The organism is Streptomyces sp. NPDC059785 (assembly GCF_042732375.1).
GTDB lineage: Bacteria > Actinomycetota > Actinomycetes > Streptomycetales > Streptomycetaceae > Streptomyces.
In genome coordinates, this window is record NZ_JBHWHV010000005.1 from 110396 (window position 1) to 124982 (window position 14587).

Genomic DNA, 14587 nt, shown 5'->3' on the forward strand with positions numbered 1-14587 from the left:
GCAATGCCGGGGAGCGGGTGACGGGAAAGCGAGGGCGGGCCGTGGTGGAGGACTACCGGCGGATCGCCGACCGGGTCGCGGCGGAGATCGCCGCCGGGCGGCTGAAACCCGGTGACCGGCTGCCCACGCAGCGGGCGTTCGCCCGGCGCCGCGGGATCGCCGGGTCGACGGCGGGACGGGTCTACGGCGAACTCGTGCGGCGCGGGCTCGTGGTCGGCGAGGTCGGACGCGGCACGTTCGTACGGGCGGCGCCGGTGCCCTCCGGGCGCGCCCTGGCCGAACCGGCGACGACGGCACCGGTCAACCTGGAGCTCAACTACCCCACCGCGCCCGGCCAGTCGGAGCTGCTCGCGGCAGGACTCGCGCCGCTGCTGCGGCCCGACGTCCTGGCGGAGGCCATGCGGCCGGCCCCGGCCGCGGGTACGTCCGCCGCGCGCGAGGCCGCCGCCGCGCTCCTCGCCGTGCCCGGCTGGAGCCCGGCGCCGGACCGGCTGCTGTTCGCCGGGAACGCCCGCCAGGCGATCGCGGGCGCGCTCGCCGCGCTGGTGCCCGCGGGCGGCCGGGTTGGCGTCGAGGCGCTGACGTATCCGCTGGTCAAGGAGATCGTGGCGCGGCTCGGGGTGGTACCGGTGCCGCTGGCCATGGACGGTGAGGGGGTGCGCCCGGACGCCGTGGCCGCCGCGCACCGGGCCGCTCCGCTGTCCGCCGTGTACGTCCAGCCGACCCTGCACAACCCGACCTCGATCACGGCCGGTCCCGCGCGACGTGCGGAACTGGCCCGTACGGTGCGGGAGCTGGACCTCCCGGTCGTGGAGGACCGCATCTGGTCGTTCCTCGCGGACGGCGACGGTGCCTCCGAAGGCGGGGGCGGGGGCGGGGACGATGGGTACCTGCCGCTCGCCGCTTACGCGCCCGAGCGCACCTACGTCGTCGACGGGCTGTCCAAGCGGGTCGCGCCGGGGCTCACGGTGGGGTTCCTGGTGGTGCCGGAGGGGCGGCAGGAGGCGGTGGGCGAGGCGCTGCGGTCGGGCGGGTGGACGGCGGGACGCTTCGCGCTGGCGGCCGCGGTGCGGTGGGCCGGCGACGGCACGGTGGCCGCCCTCGTCGCCGCGAAGCGCGCGGACGCGGCCCGGCGCCAGCGGTCGGCCGCCGACCACCTCGCGGGCTTCACCGTGCGGACCGACCCGCACGCCTACTACCTCTGGTGGGAGCTGCCACCGCCGTGGCGCGCCGACACGTTCACCGCGGCGGCGGCCCGCCTGGGCATCGCGATCACCCCGGGCCCGGCGTTCGCGGTGGGACCGGGGCGGGGGGTGTCCGGGTCGGGCACGGGGATCGCGACCGACGCCGGTCACGGCGGCGGACCCGGCGTCGGGCTCGCGCCCGGAACGGGCGCCGGAACCGGCACCCGCGCTGGCGTCGGGCCCGGGTCCGGGGGCGGCACCGGCGACGTAATCGCGGTCGGCGCCGGAGTCGCGACCGGCGGCGGGCTCGACGGCGGGATCGTTCCCGGGACCGGCACTCGCACCGGCGCCGGGACCGGCACGCGTACTGGCGTCGAGACCGGGCCCGGGTCCGGGTCCGGGGGCGGCACCGGCGAAGTAATCGCGGTCGGCGCCGGAGTCGCGACCGGCGGCGGACTCGGCGGCGGGCTCGCGCCCGGGACCGGCACTCGCACCGGCGCCGGGACCGGCACGCGTACTGGCGTCGGGACCGGCACCCGCGCTGGCGTCGGGACCGAGCCCGGGACGGGCGCCGGGCCCGGGGGCGGCGCCAGCGCCGTAATCGCGGTCGGCGCCGGCACCGAAGTCGCGGTCGGCGCCGGCACCGAAGCCGTGGTCGGCGCCAGCGCCGAAGCCGTGGTCGGCGCCGAAGTCGCGGGCGGTGCCGGCACCGGTGTCCGTTCCGGTCCCGGTGCCGGTGTCCGTTCCGGTCCCGGCGCCGCCGTCGATGCCGTCAGGCTTGGACTCGGGTCGGCTCCGGTGGGGGAGCTGGCTCGGGCGTTGCGGAGTCTCGCCGGGCTCGCCCGATCCGCTCCGTGAGCAGCGCGGCGAGCGCCACCGCCAGGCCCAGGCCCAGCAGCGCCCAGGAGGTCGCGCGCAGTGTGGCGGTCAGGGTGTCGTAGACGGCGCCGGCCGCCGCGTCGGACACGTCCTCCGGCAGGCCGGACAGCGTCATCCGGCGGCCGGCGGCGACGGCCACCCCGAGCAGCGCGGCGCCCAGCGCCGTACCGAGCCCGGTCGCCAGCACCGCGCGGCGGCGGCAGACCGAGACCAGTACGCCCGTCACCGCCAGGGCGACGGCGGCGGCGGGCAGCCAGAACCCGGCGATCTCCAGCATCTGGAACCCCTTCCGGAGCCGGTCGAGGTCCGCGGCGCGCACCACGGTGACCTCGGTGTGTCCGACCGGGATGCGGTCGGCGAACGGTACGCGGTCGGCGGCCAGTTGACGCTTGACCTGCCGGGTCACGGGGCCGAGCCGCAGCGTCACCGAGCGCTCGCCCTTGTCCCGCAGCCCCTGCATGACGGCGTCGTACGCGGCCTGGTTGGCGGTGTCCCACGCGGTGCGGAAGGCGTCCGTCCTGGTGAAGGAGCGCACGGCCGCGTGTACGAAGGTGTGCACCTGTCCGCGCAGCCGCGGCCCGACGTGGATCTCCCGCATGATCCCGGCGGTGGTCGACGCGGCGATCGCCTCCCGGACGTGCGGGTCACCGGCGAGCGGCGCCGTCGTGGCCTCGTAACGGCCGCTGTCGCCGATCTCGTACGTGGTCCACGCCGCGAGCGCGCCCACCGGCGCGAGCAGGCAGGCGAGCACGATCAGCGCGGCCGACACGGCGCTGCGGACACGTAGGGGCACACCGTCAGGCAAACCCCGGCGGGCGCCACTTGCGACACTTTTGACTGCAAATGGGGGCATATGACAAGCCGTTCGGGGGCGCGGGACGGAGCCCGCGCCCCCGGCCCCCGGTCCGCGGGACGGAGCCCCCTGCCCCGGCCCCCTGCCCCGGCCCCCGGTCCGCGGTGCGCTCAGGCGGTCGGGCGGGCCCGCGTCCGGTCCCCCGCCGCGGTTTCGGCCGCCTCCTCGTGCGCGGTGATCCGGTAGAACATCGCCAGGAAGACTCCCGCGCCCACCAGCAGCGCCGTCATCGAGCAGCGCAGCACGGACGAATCGCCCTGGCTGTACAGGAAGCCGAACGCGATGCCCGCGAAGGCGCCCCACATCGCGGCGTGCGCGCCCCGGGCCAGCCGGGGCGCCACCGCGGCCACAGCGATCCAGACGAGCATGAAGACGACCCCGGTCACGATGCCGAAGAGGACGTTCCAGCCGGTGATGGGCCCGGCGTCGCGCCGCATCTGGGCGGCCCAGTACCCGTAGAGCAGACCGAGCACCGCGGGCACCGCGACCCGTGCGACGGCGTGGACGCGCGGACCGAGGACGGTGTCCGGCGCGCGGGAGGTGCGGTCGGTGGAGCCGGTGGTGCGTCGTGTCCCTGACGCGGGTGCCGCATGAGCCATGGGAACACTCCTTCCAATTACTCGCCCCGCCTTCCAGCGCACACCCGCGGCGGACCGGGGGCAAGTCGGGATGCGGGCGTCCCGGCACCGTGTTTCGCTGGGCCGCATGAAGCTCGTACGCGGCGGCGGACCGGAGGAGGCGGGCCTCTCGGCGCGCGCCCCGGCCCCGGCCGTCCGCTGAGAAGCCGGTACGGGCAGGTGGGCGCCCGGCGGCGCGACGTGCGACCCGGCCCGGGAAACCGGCTCCGGGGCCGGGGGCACGCCAGGGCCTTCGGCCTGCTCGGCCGGCTGTCGCGGGCCGGGCGGCCCGACGCCGTCGCGCGCCAGCGGCTGCTGCGCGTGCGGGGCCGCAGCGTCGCCTGGGTGCCCCCGCTGCTGCTGCTCCTCGGCATCGCGGTGGCCGACGCCAACACCTCCGGGGAGTTCCGGGTCATCTCCTGGATCGTGCTCGTGCCCGGTATCGCCGCGGCGATCTGCGGGGTGTGGGGCACCGCCGTCTTCGCCGCGCTGTCGACGATCGCGTACATCACCGTGGACCGGTCCTGGCCGCACCAGTACCAGTCCGGGCTGCCCGACTTCATCCTGGTCGCCGTCGGCGGCATCCTCGCGACCCTCGCGTGCGCGATCCGGGTGCGCGGCGAGCGGCGCATGCTGCACATGCGGGACGTCGCCGAGACCACCCGGCGGGCGGTGCTGCGCCCGCTGCCGCCGGTCTGGGGCGGCCTCGAACACGCCGCCGTGTACCTGCCCGCGGACGTCCAGGCACGGGTCGGCGGCGACTTCTACGACATCCAGCCGGGCCCCTGCGGCACCCGCGTACTCCTCGGCGACGTCCAGGGCAAGGGCCTCGGCGCGGTCGGCGTCGCCTCCGCGCTGCTCGGCACCTTCCGCGAGGCCGGTTACCACGAACCCGCCCTGGAGACGGTGGCCGAACGCCTGGAGACCAGGCTGCGGCGGCACCTGTGCTACTGCTCGGCGGTCGGCCAGACCGACGGCGACCGCTTCGCCACCGGCATCCTGGTCGGCTTCACGGACGAGACCCCGCACGAGATGGAGGTCGTCAACTTCGGGCACGAACCACCGCTGGTGGTCGGCCCCGGCGGGGTGCGCCCGCTGCCGCCGGGGCACGGGCTGCCGCTCGGCATGAGCGAGCTGGTGCCGCAGTCGCCGCCCGTGCTGCGGGTGCCGCTGGCCCCCGGCGAGACGCTGCTGCTGGTCACCGACGGGGTGACCGAGGCCCGCGACCGCGACGGCGCCTTCTTCCCGCTCCTGGACCGGGTCGCCGAGGCGGTCGCCGCCGACCCGCGCACCGCCGAGCCGCGCCGGCTCGTCCGGCTGGTCCGCGACGGCACGCTGCGGCACAGCCGGGGGCGCCTGGACGACGACACCACGGTCTTCGCCGTACGCCGCCCGGTGCCCACCGCCCGCTCCACGCGCCGCCGCGCGGGCGGCTGAGGGCGGCGACACGCGGCCGGTGCCCCCGGGTCCACAAGCCCACGCATAGCCGGGCGTTCACACCGCGCCCGTCCCCCCTGCGCACGTGCAGCGGTTACGGTGCTGACGTACGTGATCGACGGGGAAGGAACGGGGGAGGAACGATGCCCGGAACCGTGCTGCTGCTCGCGGCCTCACCGGTGGGCAAGGGATGCCTGGTGGACGCGGCGTCCGTGCTCCCCGTCCTCGCGGCCGTCGACCCCGCCGTGCTGTCCGGCGCGGAGACCGCGAACGTGGTGGAGCTGGCGGACCCGCTCGACCCGCAGGCCGTGCTGACCCGGCTGCGCGCCGCCGCGACCGCCCCGGGGCCGCTGACCGTCTATCTCGCCGGGCAGCTCCAGCTCGACCGCCGCCAGCACCTGCCGCACCTGGCGCTGGCCCGCACCACCCCGTCGACGGTCCGCTACACCGCCTTCCCCTGGCACTGGGTGCGCGAGGAGCTGCGGCTGCGCCCGCCGGGCACCACCACGGTCTTCGCCGACCTGTACGCGGACACCGAGAGCTGGCAGCAGCTGGCGGGACAGCCGCTCACCGCCGGGGACGGCGTGACCCTGTACGGCCATGTCGCCCCGCCGCCCCCACGCCGTACGACGGCCGTGCCGGCGTACATGAAGTCCCTGGCCACGATCCTGCGCAGCGGGTACCGCCCGGCGGCCGAGGAGCTGCACCAGCACGCCCTGGCCCGCTCGCTCGGCGAGGGCGGCAGGCCCGGCATCGTGCTGGCGGCGCGGGCGCGGGTGCCGGTGGCGCCCGACCCGCACGCCGACATCACCGCCGCCGTGCAGGCGGGGCGGCACGGCCAGGCCGCCGCGCTCGCCGCCCAGTGGGAACAGGCGGCGGTACGGGCGTACGGTCCCGCCTCCGAGCAGGCGCTGCACTGGCGGGAGGTCGGGGCCGACCTGGCGATGTTCGCCGGGGACCCGGTCCGCAGCTGCCGGAGCTGGCTGGCGGTGGCCGGGGCCCGGCTCGGCGCGGGCCAGTCGCCGGACGCGCCCGCCGTCGAGGCGGCCGTCGACCGCGCCCACCACCAGTGGGGGCTGATCCGGGACGCGGCCCGGGCGCGTGAACTCGGCGTCGTGCTGGCCGACCTGCGCAGGCGGGTGCCCGGCCGCCGCGAGGGCGCCCTCGAACACATCCGGCAGCACCTCGGGGAACTGGGGGCGGGAGCGGCCGGGGTCGCGGGCTGACGGCACCCGCCCGGGACCGACCGCGAGGGGTTCCGCCGGTCCCGGCCGCGCGACTGAGGGGTTACGCCGGTCCCGGCCGCGCGACGTCTGCGGGTTCCGCCGGTCCCGGCCGCGCGACGTCTGCGGGGTCCGCCGGGTCCGGCTACGCGCCTTCTACGGGGTCCGCTGGGTCTGGGTGGGTGCGCCGTGGGACGGCCGCGGCGGCTCGGCCGCCTTCGCCGGGCCCGCGTTCGCGGCGGTGACCAGTGCCGCGACGGCGACGACCGCGGCGCCGAAGACCCTGACCGGGCGGTTGGGGATGCGTCGGAGCACGGCGACCTCGCAGCAGCGGCTTCAGCGGGTTATTAAGCTTGTTTAATGCGTCACTTAACGTAGAGCCATCCTGAGGCCAAGGGCAAGAGTGCGCAGGTGAGTTGAACGAACGTCAGGAATAACCGGAGTGTAAGCCGCCTTAATGGCATGCTTAATTCATGGCGGAACGCGACGACCCGCAAATCATCGGGCGCAGGGTGCAGCAGCTGCGCACCGAGCGCGGGCTCACCCAGAGGCAGCTCGCGGAGCCGGCCTACACCCCGGCGTACATCTCCACCCTGGAGGCCGGCCGGGTCCGCGCCTCCGAACCGGCGCTGCGGCACATCGCCGACCGGCTCGGCGTGGCGTACGAGGAGCTGGCCACCGGCCGCCCGGCCCACCTCGCCACCGGGCTGCGGCTGCGGCTGACCGACGCGCAGCGCACCCTCGCGACCGGCGAGGCCGAGGTGGCCGCCGAGCAGTACGAGGCGCTGCTCACGGAGGCCGAGACGCACGGTCTCGTCGCCGAACAGGCCGCCGCCCTGCTCGGCCTCGGCGAATGCGCCCTGGAGACCGGCGACCTCGAAGTGGCCAGGACCCGCTTCGAACAGTCCGAGCAGCGGCTCGGGGACGCCCCGCTGCCGCTGCGCGTCCCCGCCCTGCGCGGCCGGGCCGTCGCCCACTACCTCGCCGGTGAGCTGCGCTACGCCTGCTACCTGTTCGAGTCCACCCTCGACGAGCTCAACCGCAACGGACTGCACGACCCGGACGCCCTGCTGCTCCTCTACACCGGCGTCATCGCCCCGTACATGGACATGGGCGCGCACGCCCGCGCCGCCCAGGCCGCCGAACTGGCGCTGGCCCTCGCCCCGCAGGCCGGCGACCCGGCGCTGGTCGCCCGCATGCACCGGTCCGTCGCCCGCACCCTGCTCGCCGAGGGCCGCACCGCCGAGGCCGACGCCTCGCTGGCCAAGGCCGCCGAGCTCTACCGCCGGCTCCAGATCCGTACGGAACTGGCCAACTGCCACTGGATGCGCGGCTACCTGTACGCGCAGAACGGGGACCTCGACCGCGCCGAGAGCGAGCTGCGCGAGGCCAGGACCATGCTGTCCGCCAAGCGGGCCGCCCTCTACACCAGCCAGGTCGCCGTCGAGCTCGCCGACGTGCTGCACCGGCGCGGCAAGTCGGAGGAGGCCGCCAAGCTGCTGCGCGAGGTGCTCGGCGACCTCAGCTCCGAGCGCGGAGCGGTGCACGCGGCCGCCGCGCACCGGCTGCTCGGCATCATCGCCGAGGACGCGCACGACACCGAGGCCGCCGAGGAACACTACGTCCGCGCGCTGAGCCTGCTCGAGCGGGCGGGCGCGGCGGGCGACCTGGCCGACCTGTGCCGGCTCCTCGGCGACCTGCTGCGCCGCGGCGGCCGGACCGAGGCCGCGCTCGACGCGTACCGCACGGGGCTCGGCCACCGGACGGCCCCCGGCACGACGACCCTGGGACCGGCCCCGGCACAGCCCCCGCTCTGACGCCGGCTGCCCGCTGCCCTCACTGGTGGCTTTTCGGCCCTCCCGGCCGCGTGCACAGCCGACTCCCAGCTTCTCCCTGCTTCCGCACAGCGCCCCCTCCTAGCCTGCCCGGGTGAGCGATCAGCGGTACCGGCGGCACGAGGTCGCCCACGGGGCGCTGCGGGCCGCCCGCGCCCTGGTGTACGCGGTCGTGGGCGGACTCGCGCTGACCGCGATCGGCGTCTTCGTCTCCGTCGTCGGCCCGGTGGTCGCGCTCGACCTGGCGACGCCCGCGATGTCCGCCTGGTGGACGGTGTTCACCGCCGTGGTCGTCCAGGGCGTCCCCTTCCTGCTGCTCGGCACCCTGGTGTCGGCGGCGATCGGCGCCTTCGTGCCCGACCGGGTGATCAGCAGACTGCTGCCGCGCAACCCGGCGCTCGCCGTGCCCGTCGCGGGTGCGGCCGGAGCGGTCCTGCCGGGCTGCGAGTGCGCGTCCGTCCCGGTGGCGGGCAGCCTGATGCGCCGCGGCGTGGCACCGGCGGCGGCCCTCGCCTTCCTGCTCTCCGCGCCCGCGATCAACCCGGTGGTCCTGGTCGCGACCTCCGTCGCCTTCCCGGGCCGGCCCGGCATGGTCCTCGCCCGGCTCGTCGCCTCCCTCGCCGCGGCGGTGGTGATGGGCTGGCTGTGGGCCCGGTTCGGCCGCGACGACCTGCTGAAACTGCCCGCCGCGCCCCGTACGCGTACAGGTGGCGGAGGCGCCGCCTCGCGCTGGGCGGACTTCGGGGCCGGACTCCAGCACGACTTCCTGCACGCGGGCGGCTTCCTGGTGCTCGGCGCGGCGGCCGCGGCGACCTTCAACATCGCCGTGCCGCGCTCGGTGCTCGACGTGTTCACCGGCTCCCCCTGGCTCGCCGTACCGCTCCTCGCCGTCCTGGCCGTCGTGCTGTGCGTGTGCAGCGAGGCGGACGCGTTCGTGGCGGCCTCGCTCACCGGCTTCTCGCCCACCGCGCGCCTGGCCTTCATGGTGGTCGGCCCCATGGTGGACCTGAAACTGATCGCCCTCCAGGCGGGCACGTTCGGCCGGGCCTTCGCCGTCCGGTTCTCCTCCGTGACCTGGCTGGTCGCCCTGGTGTGCAGCGTGCTGACGGGATGGTGGCTGCTGTGAGGCGCTACGGGCCCGCCCTGCTCCTGCTGCTGAGCGGCGCCGCCGTGCTGCGCGTCTCGCTCTTCAGCGACCTGTACCTGCGGTACGTGCAGCAGGGGCTGTGTCCGTACCTGATCGCGTCGGGCGTACTGCTGGCGGCACTCGGGGCCGTGTCCGCCGTACGTACGCGGGCACCTGAGAGGCACGACGAGGGCGATAACGGCGATGACGACGACGGTCACGGTCATGAGCACGGTCGTACGCCCCGGATCGCCTGGCTGCTCGCGGTGCCCGCCGCCGTGCTGCTGCTCTTCCCGCCGCCCGCGCTCGGCACGTACAGCGCGGAGCGGGAGGCGGCGGAGCGCGCGGCCCAGGGCGTCGGCACCTTCCCCGCGCTCGCCGCCGGGGACCCGGTGGACCTGACCCTCGGCGAGTTCACGTCCCGCGCGATCTACGACGAGAACCGGTCGCTGAAGGGCCGGACGGTACGGCTGACCGGCTTCGTCGTCCGCGGCTCGGACGGCACCTGGTACCTGGCCCGGCTCCGCATCACCTGCTGCGCGGCCGACGCGAGCACGTACAAGGTGCGGATCGAGGGAGCCGACGCCCCCGAGGACGGCCAGTGGGTCACCCTGACCGGCACCTGGCGGCCGCACGGCGCCCTCGGCTCCGACGAGGCGTGGCCGCCGGTGCTCGACGCCGCCTCCCTCACCCGGGTGAAGCAGCCGGCGAACCCGTACGAGAGGCGCTGAGCGCGCGCCCGACTTGGGCACGGCGTCGCTGGGTACCCACCGCGGGGTCCCGCCAGGCGAGCGGTGGAAGGAGGCGGTGGGCGTGCGCCCGGAGGAGGACGACAGCGGCGGCACACCGGGTCCCGGGTGGAGCGGCAGCCCGGAGGAGGACGGCGAGTGGGCCCGGCTCGCCTCGGTCGTCGCCGAGGAGGCGTACGAGGCACCGCTCGAAGAGCTGCCCGCCCGGCTGTGCGCCACCGCCGTACGGCTGCTGCCGGTCTGCGGCGCGAGCGTGCTGCTGCGCGGCGACGGACTGCCGGTACGGCTGGGGGCGAGCGACGGGACGGCGGCCCGGGTCGCGGACGTCCAGGGCACGCTGGGCGAGGGCCCGGGGCTGGACGCGGCGGCGGCCGGGGCGCCGGTGTTCGCGTGCGACCTGGCCCGCGGGGCCGACCTCGGCCGCTGGCCGGTCTTCGCCGAACAGGCCACCGGAGCGGGCGTCAGGGCGGTGTACTCGCTGCCGCTGGGCGAGGGCGCGGCCTGCGTCGGCAGCCTGGACCTCTACCGGGACACCCCGGGCGAGCCCACCGGGCGGGACCTGCGGACGGGGGGCCTGGTGGCGGGCGTCGTCACGGTCGCCCTGATGGCCCTGCCGGACGAGGAGTGGACGGTGTTCGGGGGCGGCGACTCCCGGCTCGGCCGGATGACCTCGGAGCACGAGCAGATCCACCAGGCCACCGGCATGATCATGGCCCAGCTCGACCTCGGCGCCGGGGACGCCCTGGCCCGGCTGCGCGGCTACGCCTTCGCGCACGGCCGCACGGCGGGCGCCGCGGCCCGCGAGGTGATAGCCCACCGCAAGCGGTTCGACGACGAGTGACCCGCGGCGGACGTCCCGCGCCATGCCGGCCGGTCCATGGCGGTTGCGTGCGAACGGGTGACCCTTTGACCGTCACTTCGGGCGCTCATCGTGTTACTGTCGATTCGAGTTGCAGTTGTGGTTCCCAAAGTTTCCTGGGTGCATCTTCCGGTTCACACCGGTTGTTCAGCCTTTGAATTTCCCGGGGTTCTCTCCGGACGGGTCAATCATTGCGGCGACGAGGGTCCGCGAGGTGCGGATTCTTGAGCACTGCTCCCGTAAGGAGAATTGATATGGCTACCGGTACCGTGAAGTGGTTCAACTCGGAAAAGGGTTACGGCTTCATCGAGCAGGACGGCGGCGGCGCCGACGTCTTCGCCCACTACTCGAACATCGCCACCCAGGGCTTCCGTGAGCTCCAGGAGGGCCAGAAGGTCTCGTTCGACGTCACGCAGGGCCAGAAGGGCCCGCAGGCCGAGAACATCGTCCCTGCCTGATCCGGCTCACGCCGAGGCAGACGCCTGACCCGCGGGTCGGCTGACGCGTACAGGTGGCCGGGGCCGCACCTCACATGGTGCGGTCCCGGCCACCTGCATTTGTTCACGGGACTTTCACCCCGTAATCATCTCTCCTTTCCCTCTCCTCTTCGTCTCCCCCGCTTTTCGCTCTCGCGTATGTGCGGCGCCGCGCTATTCGCCGGTTCCGTATTGCATTCCGGTGTCCGGAGTGCGGGTGAGCAGGTCACGGAGCGCCGCCGCGACCTCCGCCGGGGCCTCCTCGGCCATGAAGTGGCCGCAGGACACCGTGCGGTGGTGCAGGTCGGGCGCCCAGGCCGACCACAGGGCCGTCGCGTCGTAGCCGAGCGCGGCGCCCCAGTCCTGCTGGAGGACGGTGACCGGCATCCGCAGCCGCACCCCGGCGTCGCGGTCGGCCCGGTCGTGCTCGACGTCGATGCCCGCCGAGGCCCGGTAGTCGGCGACGATCGAGGGCACGGCGGCCCGGCACGCCGCCAGGTAGGCGGCCCTGACGTCCGCGGGCATCGCCGCCGGATCCCGGGTCCACAGGTCGAGGAAGTGGCCGAAGAACGCGTCCGGCGCCGCACCGATCAGCTGCTCGGGCAGTCCGGGCGGCTGGGCCATCAGGAACAGGTGGAAGCCGACGGCCGCGGTCGTGCCGTGCAGCACGTCCCACATGTCCAGGGTGGGCAGCACGTCGAGCGCCGCGAGGTGCGTGACGGCGTCCGGGTGGTCGAGCCCGGCGCGTACGGCGACGAGGGCGCCCCGGTCGTGCCCGGCGAGCGCGAAGCGCTCGTGGCCCAGCTCCCGCGCGAGCGTCACGATGTCGGCGGCCATCGTCCGCTTCGCGTACGTGTCCGCGCCGGTCTCGGCCGGCTTGTCGCTGGCTCCGTAACCGCGCAGGTCGGGGCAGATGACCGTGTGCTCGGCCGCGAGATCGGCGGCGACGTGCCGCCACATCAGATGCGTCTGCGGGAAGCCGTGCAGCAGGACGACGGGGCTTCCGGAGCCGCCGACCGCGACGTTCAGGGACACTCCGTCGGCGACGGGGACGCGGTGCTGCCGGAAGCCGGGGACGGCCGGGGCGGACGGGGTGGTCGCGGTGGCGGCCGGGGTGGTCGGGGGCATGGCGGACCTTTCTGAGGGCGTGGCCGCGTGCTGTTCCGTGGCCACGTGCTGATATGAGCTTGTGGTGCGCCGATCAGCAGGCGATCAGCGCGGCGGCCGGGGTGGCGGAGTGCGTACGGTCGTCGGGCAGACGGCGCTGGAACGTGGAGGTGGCTCAGTGGAGCGGCGACGGCCGGTCGGGTCCGGGGCGCTCGGGCCGGTCGGGTTCGGGGTGCTCGGGCCCGTCGTGGCCGAGCGCGACGGCGCCGCGCTCGCGCTGAAGGGCCCCCGGCACCGGGCCGTGCTCGCCCGGCTGATCGTGGCCCGCCGCCGCGTCGTGCCCGTCGCCCGCCTGGTCGACGACCTGTGGGACGACCCGCCCGCGGGCGCCGTGGGAGCCGTGCAGACCTTCGTCGGGGCGCTGCGCCGGGCGCTGGAACCGGAGCGTCCGCCCCGCGCCCCGGCACGGCTGCTGGTCACCGAGGGCCCCGGGTACGCGCTGCGCGCGGAGTCCGGCGCCGTCGACGCGTGGCGCTTCGAGGCGGCCGTCACCGGCGCCGCGCGGCTCTCGCCCGGGGAGGCGCTCGACCGCCTGGAGGAAGCGCTCGCGCTGTGGCGGGGACCCGCGTACGCGGAGTTCGCGGCGGACGGCTGGGCCCGCGGGGAACGCTCCCGCCTCGCCGAACTGCGGCTCCAGGCGGTGGAACGGCGGGCCGCCGCCCACCTCGCGCTCGGCCGCGCCGCCGAGGCGGTGCCCGACCTGGACGCGCACACCGCCGCCCACCCCTGGCGCGAGGACGCCTGGCGGCTGCTCGCCCTCGCCCTGTACCGCACGGAGCGGCAGGCGGACGCCCTCGCCGTGCTCCGCCGGGCCCGCTCGACCCTGGCCGGGCGGCTCGGCCTCGACCCGGGCCCCGCGCTGCGCCGCCTGGAGCACGACATCCTGACCCAGTCCCCGCACCTGCGACCGGACGACGGCCGACTCACGGCACCTGAAAGCGAGGCGGCGGACACGGTGGCGGCGCGGCTGTGGGCGCGGGCCACGCAGGCGTACGACCGTACCGTCGCCGCCGGTGCGCGGGCCCGCCTCGAATCCACGGTCGGGCTGCTGCGCGGTCTCGCGGTGACCGGAGGCGGCGGTCTGGCGGCGGCCCGCGAGCACCGGATGGCGGCCGTCGTGGCGGCGGAGGAGTCCGGCGACCCGGAGCTGACCGCGCGGGTCATCGGCGCGTACGACGTGCCCGCGATCTGGAGCCGCGGCGACGACCCGGAACTGGCCGGGCGGCTCGTCGCGGCGGCCGAGCGCACCCTCGCCGCCCTGCCGCCCGGTGCGGAGCACGCCGCGGCGCGCTGCCGGCTGCTGGCCACCGTCGCCCTGGAGACGCGCGGCACCGACGCACCCCGGGGACCGGCCGCGGCGCGGCAGGCCGAGGCGATCGCGCGGCGGCTCGACGACCCGGCGCTGCTGGCGTTCGCCCTCAACGGGACGTTCATGCAGTCCTTCACCCGGGCCGGGCTCGCGCCGCGCCGGGACCGGACCGGCGCCGAACTGGTCGCACTCGCCGCCCGCCACGCCCTCGTGACCTCCGAAGTACTCGGTCACCTCGTCCGCCTCCAGGCCCGCAGCGCCCTCGCCGACTTTCCGGCGGCGGACCGGCACGCCGCCGCGGTGGACCGGCTGGCGGAGCGGCACGAACTGCCGCTGGCGGGCGTGTTCACCCAGTGGTACGGGGCCCTGCGGCTCGCCGCGGCCGGCGAACGGGACGAGGCGGAGACCGCGTACCGGGCCGCCGCTGCCCGCCTGGACGGCGCCGGCATGCCCGGCCTGGAGCGCGGCCTCCTGCCGCTGGCCCTGCTGTGCCTGCGCATCGGAGGGACGGACGCCGTGCCGGTGGTGGATCCGGGGGACGACTGGGGCCCGTACCGCCCCTGGATCGAGCCGCTGGCCCGGCTCGGCGCGGGGCAGGGGGCCGAGGCGCGGGCGGCACTGCGCGAGTTGATGGAGCCGCCGCGGGACCACCTGTACGAGGCGCTGTGCTGTCTGGAGGCGGTGGCCGCGCTGGCGCTCGGCGAGCGGCCGGTACTGGAACGGGTCCACGCCCGGCTGCGGCCGGCCGCCGGGGAACTGGCGGGCGCGGGGAGCGGTCTGGTCACGCTCGGTCCGGTGGACGACTGGCTCGCCCGGATCGCGGGGTCGCTCCGTGGCGGCCCGGCTCGCTGACTCGTTAATGGGATCCATTTT

12 protein-coding genes and 1 pseudogene are annotated in these 14587 nt (G+C 76.0%); 9 read left to right on the forward strand and 4 right to left on the reverse strand.

Annotated features, from left to right (window positions below; translation table 11 throughout):
* Window positions 1-44: 44 nt before the first annotated feature.
* Window positions 45-1343, forward strand: a pseudogene (locus ACFV6E_RS05440) (PLP-dependent aminotransferase family protein); the annotation flags it as partial.
* Window positions 1344-1956: 613 nt separating this feature from the next.
* Here ACFV6E_RS05440 and ACFV6E_RS05445 read toward each other — a convergent pair.
* Entirely contained in the window at window positions 1957-2856 is a 900-nt protein-coding gene (locus ACFV6E_RS05445; protein WP_385161642.1) for a hypothetical protein, read from the reverse strand.
* Between the two features lie 170 nt (window positions 2857-3026).
* Window positions 3027-3515 (reverse strand): hypothetical protein, encoded by a 489-nt coding sequence (locus ACFV6E_RS05450; protein ID WP_385459511.1) that lies wholly within the window; start codon window positions 3513-3515, stop codon window positions 3027-3029.
* A gap of 276 nt (window positions 3516-3791) precedes the next feature.
* On the opposite strand from ACFV6E_RS05450, the gene ACFV6E_RS05455 reads away from it, so the two are divergent.
* Window positions 3792-4970, forward strand: coding sequence for a PP2C family protein-serine/threonine phosphatase (locus tag ACFV6E_RS05455; protein WP_385161721.1), 1179 nt, complete (start codon window positions 3792-3794; stop codon window positions 4968-4970).
* 143 nt (window positions 4971-5113) lie between these two features.
* Window positions 5114-6196 carry a hypothetical protein gene (locus tag ACFV6E_RS05460; RefSeq protein WP_385459513.1) on the forward strand — a complete coding sequence of 361 codons (1083 nt, stop codon included), beginning with the start codon at window positions 5114-5116 and terminating at the stop codon, window positions 6194-6196.
* A 153-nt stretch (window positions 6197-6349) separates the two neighbouring features.
* Here ACFV6E_RS05460 and ACFV6E_RS05465 read toward each other — a convergent pair whose 3' ends face one another.
* Entirely contained in the window at window positions 6350-6508 is a 159-nt protein-coding gene (locus ACFV6E_RS05465) for a hypothetical protein (protein WP_385161648.1), read from the reverse strand.
* 158 nt (window positions 6509-6666) lie between these two features.
* On the opposite strand from ACFV6E_RS05465, the gene ACFV6E_RS05470 reads away from it, so the two are divergent.
* From ACFV6E_RS05470 to ACFV6E_RS05490, 5 genes are all read left to right on the forward strand, one after another.
* Window positions 6667-8010 carry a tetratricopeptide repeat protein gene (locus ACFV6E_RS05470; protein ID WP_385161650.1) on the forward strand — a complete coding sequence of 448 codons (1344 nt, stop codon included), beginning with the start codon at window positions 6667-6669 and terminating at the stop codon, window positions 8008-8010.
* Window positions 8011-8122: 112 nt separating this feature from the next.
* A complete protein-coding gene (locus ACFV6E_RS05475; protein WP_385459515.1) occupies window positions 8123-9154 on the forward strand; it encodes a permease in 1032 nt (343 codons plus the stop codon).
* The gene (locus ACFV6E_RS05480) at window positions 9151-9885 is read left to right on the forward strand and encodes a TIGR03943 family putative permease subunit (RefSeq protein ID WP_385459517.1); all 735 of its coding nucleotides are present in this window, start codon (window positions 9151-9153) and stop codon (window positions 9883-9885) included. The genes ACFV6E_RS05475 and ACFV6E_RS05480 overlap by 4 nt, the downstream gene beginning before the upstream one ends.
* Window positions 9886-9967: 82 nt before the next feature.
* Window positions 9968-10744, forward strand: a complete 777-nt coding sequence (locus ACFV6E_RS05485; protein WP_385459519.1) for a GAF and ANTAR domain-containing protein — start codon at window positions 9968-9970, stop codon at window positions 10742-10744.
* Window positions 10745-11016: 272 nt separating this feature from the next.
* Window positions 11017-11220, forward strand: a complete 204-nt coding sequence (locus ACFV6E_RS05490; RefSeq protein ID WP_365236484.1) for a cold-shock protein — start codon at window positions 11017-11019, stop codon at window positions 11218-11220.
* Window positions 11221-11412: 192 nt separating this feature from the next.
* On the opposite strand, the gene ACFV6E_RS05495 is transcribed toward ACFV6E_RS05490, so the two are convergent.
* A complete protein-coding gene (locus tag ACFV6E_RS05495; RefSeq protein WP_385459521.1) occupies window positions 11413-12366 on the reverse strand; it encodes an alpha/beta fold hydrolase in 954 nt (317 codons plus the stop codon).
* Between the two features lie 157 nt (window positions 12367-12523).
* On the opposite strand from ACFV6E_RS05495, the gene ACFV6E_RS05500 reads away from it, so the two are divergent.
* The gene (locus ACFV6E_RS05500) at window positions 12524-14566 is read left to right on the forward strand and encodes a BTAD domain-containing putative transcriptional regulator (protein ID WP_385459523.1); all 2043 of its coding nucleotides are present in this window, start codon (window positions 12524-12526) and stop codon (window positions 14564-14566) included.
* Window positions 14567-14587: the final 21 nt, after the last annotated feature.

Excerpts from the sequence above, each read along its gene's own strand:
- ACFV6E_RS05450 (WP_385459511.1), bottom strand. The coding sequence starts at position 3,515 with ATGGCTCATGCGGCACCCGCGTCAGGGACACGACGCACCACCGGCTCC.
- ACFV6E_RS05460 (WP_385459513.1), top strand. The coding sequence starts at position 5,114 with ATGCCCGGAACCGTGCTGCTGCTCGCGGCCTCACCGGTGGGCAAGGGA.
- ACFV6E_RS05470 (WP_385161650.1), top strand. The coding sequence starts at position 6,667 with ATGGCGGAACGCGACGACCCGCAAATCATCGGGCGCAGGGTGCAGCAG.
- ACFV6E_RS05490 (WP_365236484.1), top strand. The coding sequence starts at position 11,017 with ATGGCTACCGGTACCGTGAAGTGGTTCAACTCGGAAAAGGGTTACGGC.
- ACFV6E_RS05495 (WP_385459521.1), bottom strand. The coding sequence starts at position 12,366 with ATGCCCCCGACCACCCCGGCCGCCACCGCGACCACCCCGTCCGCCCCG.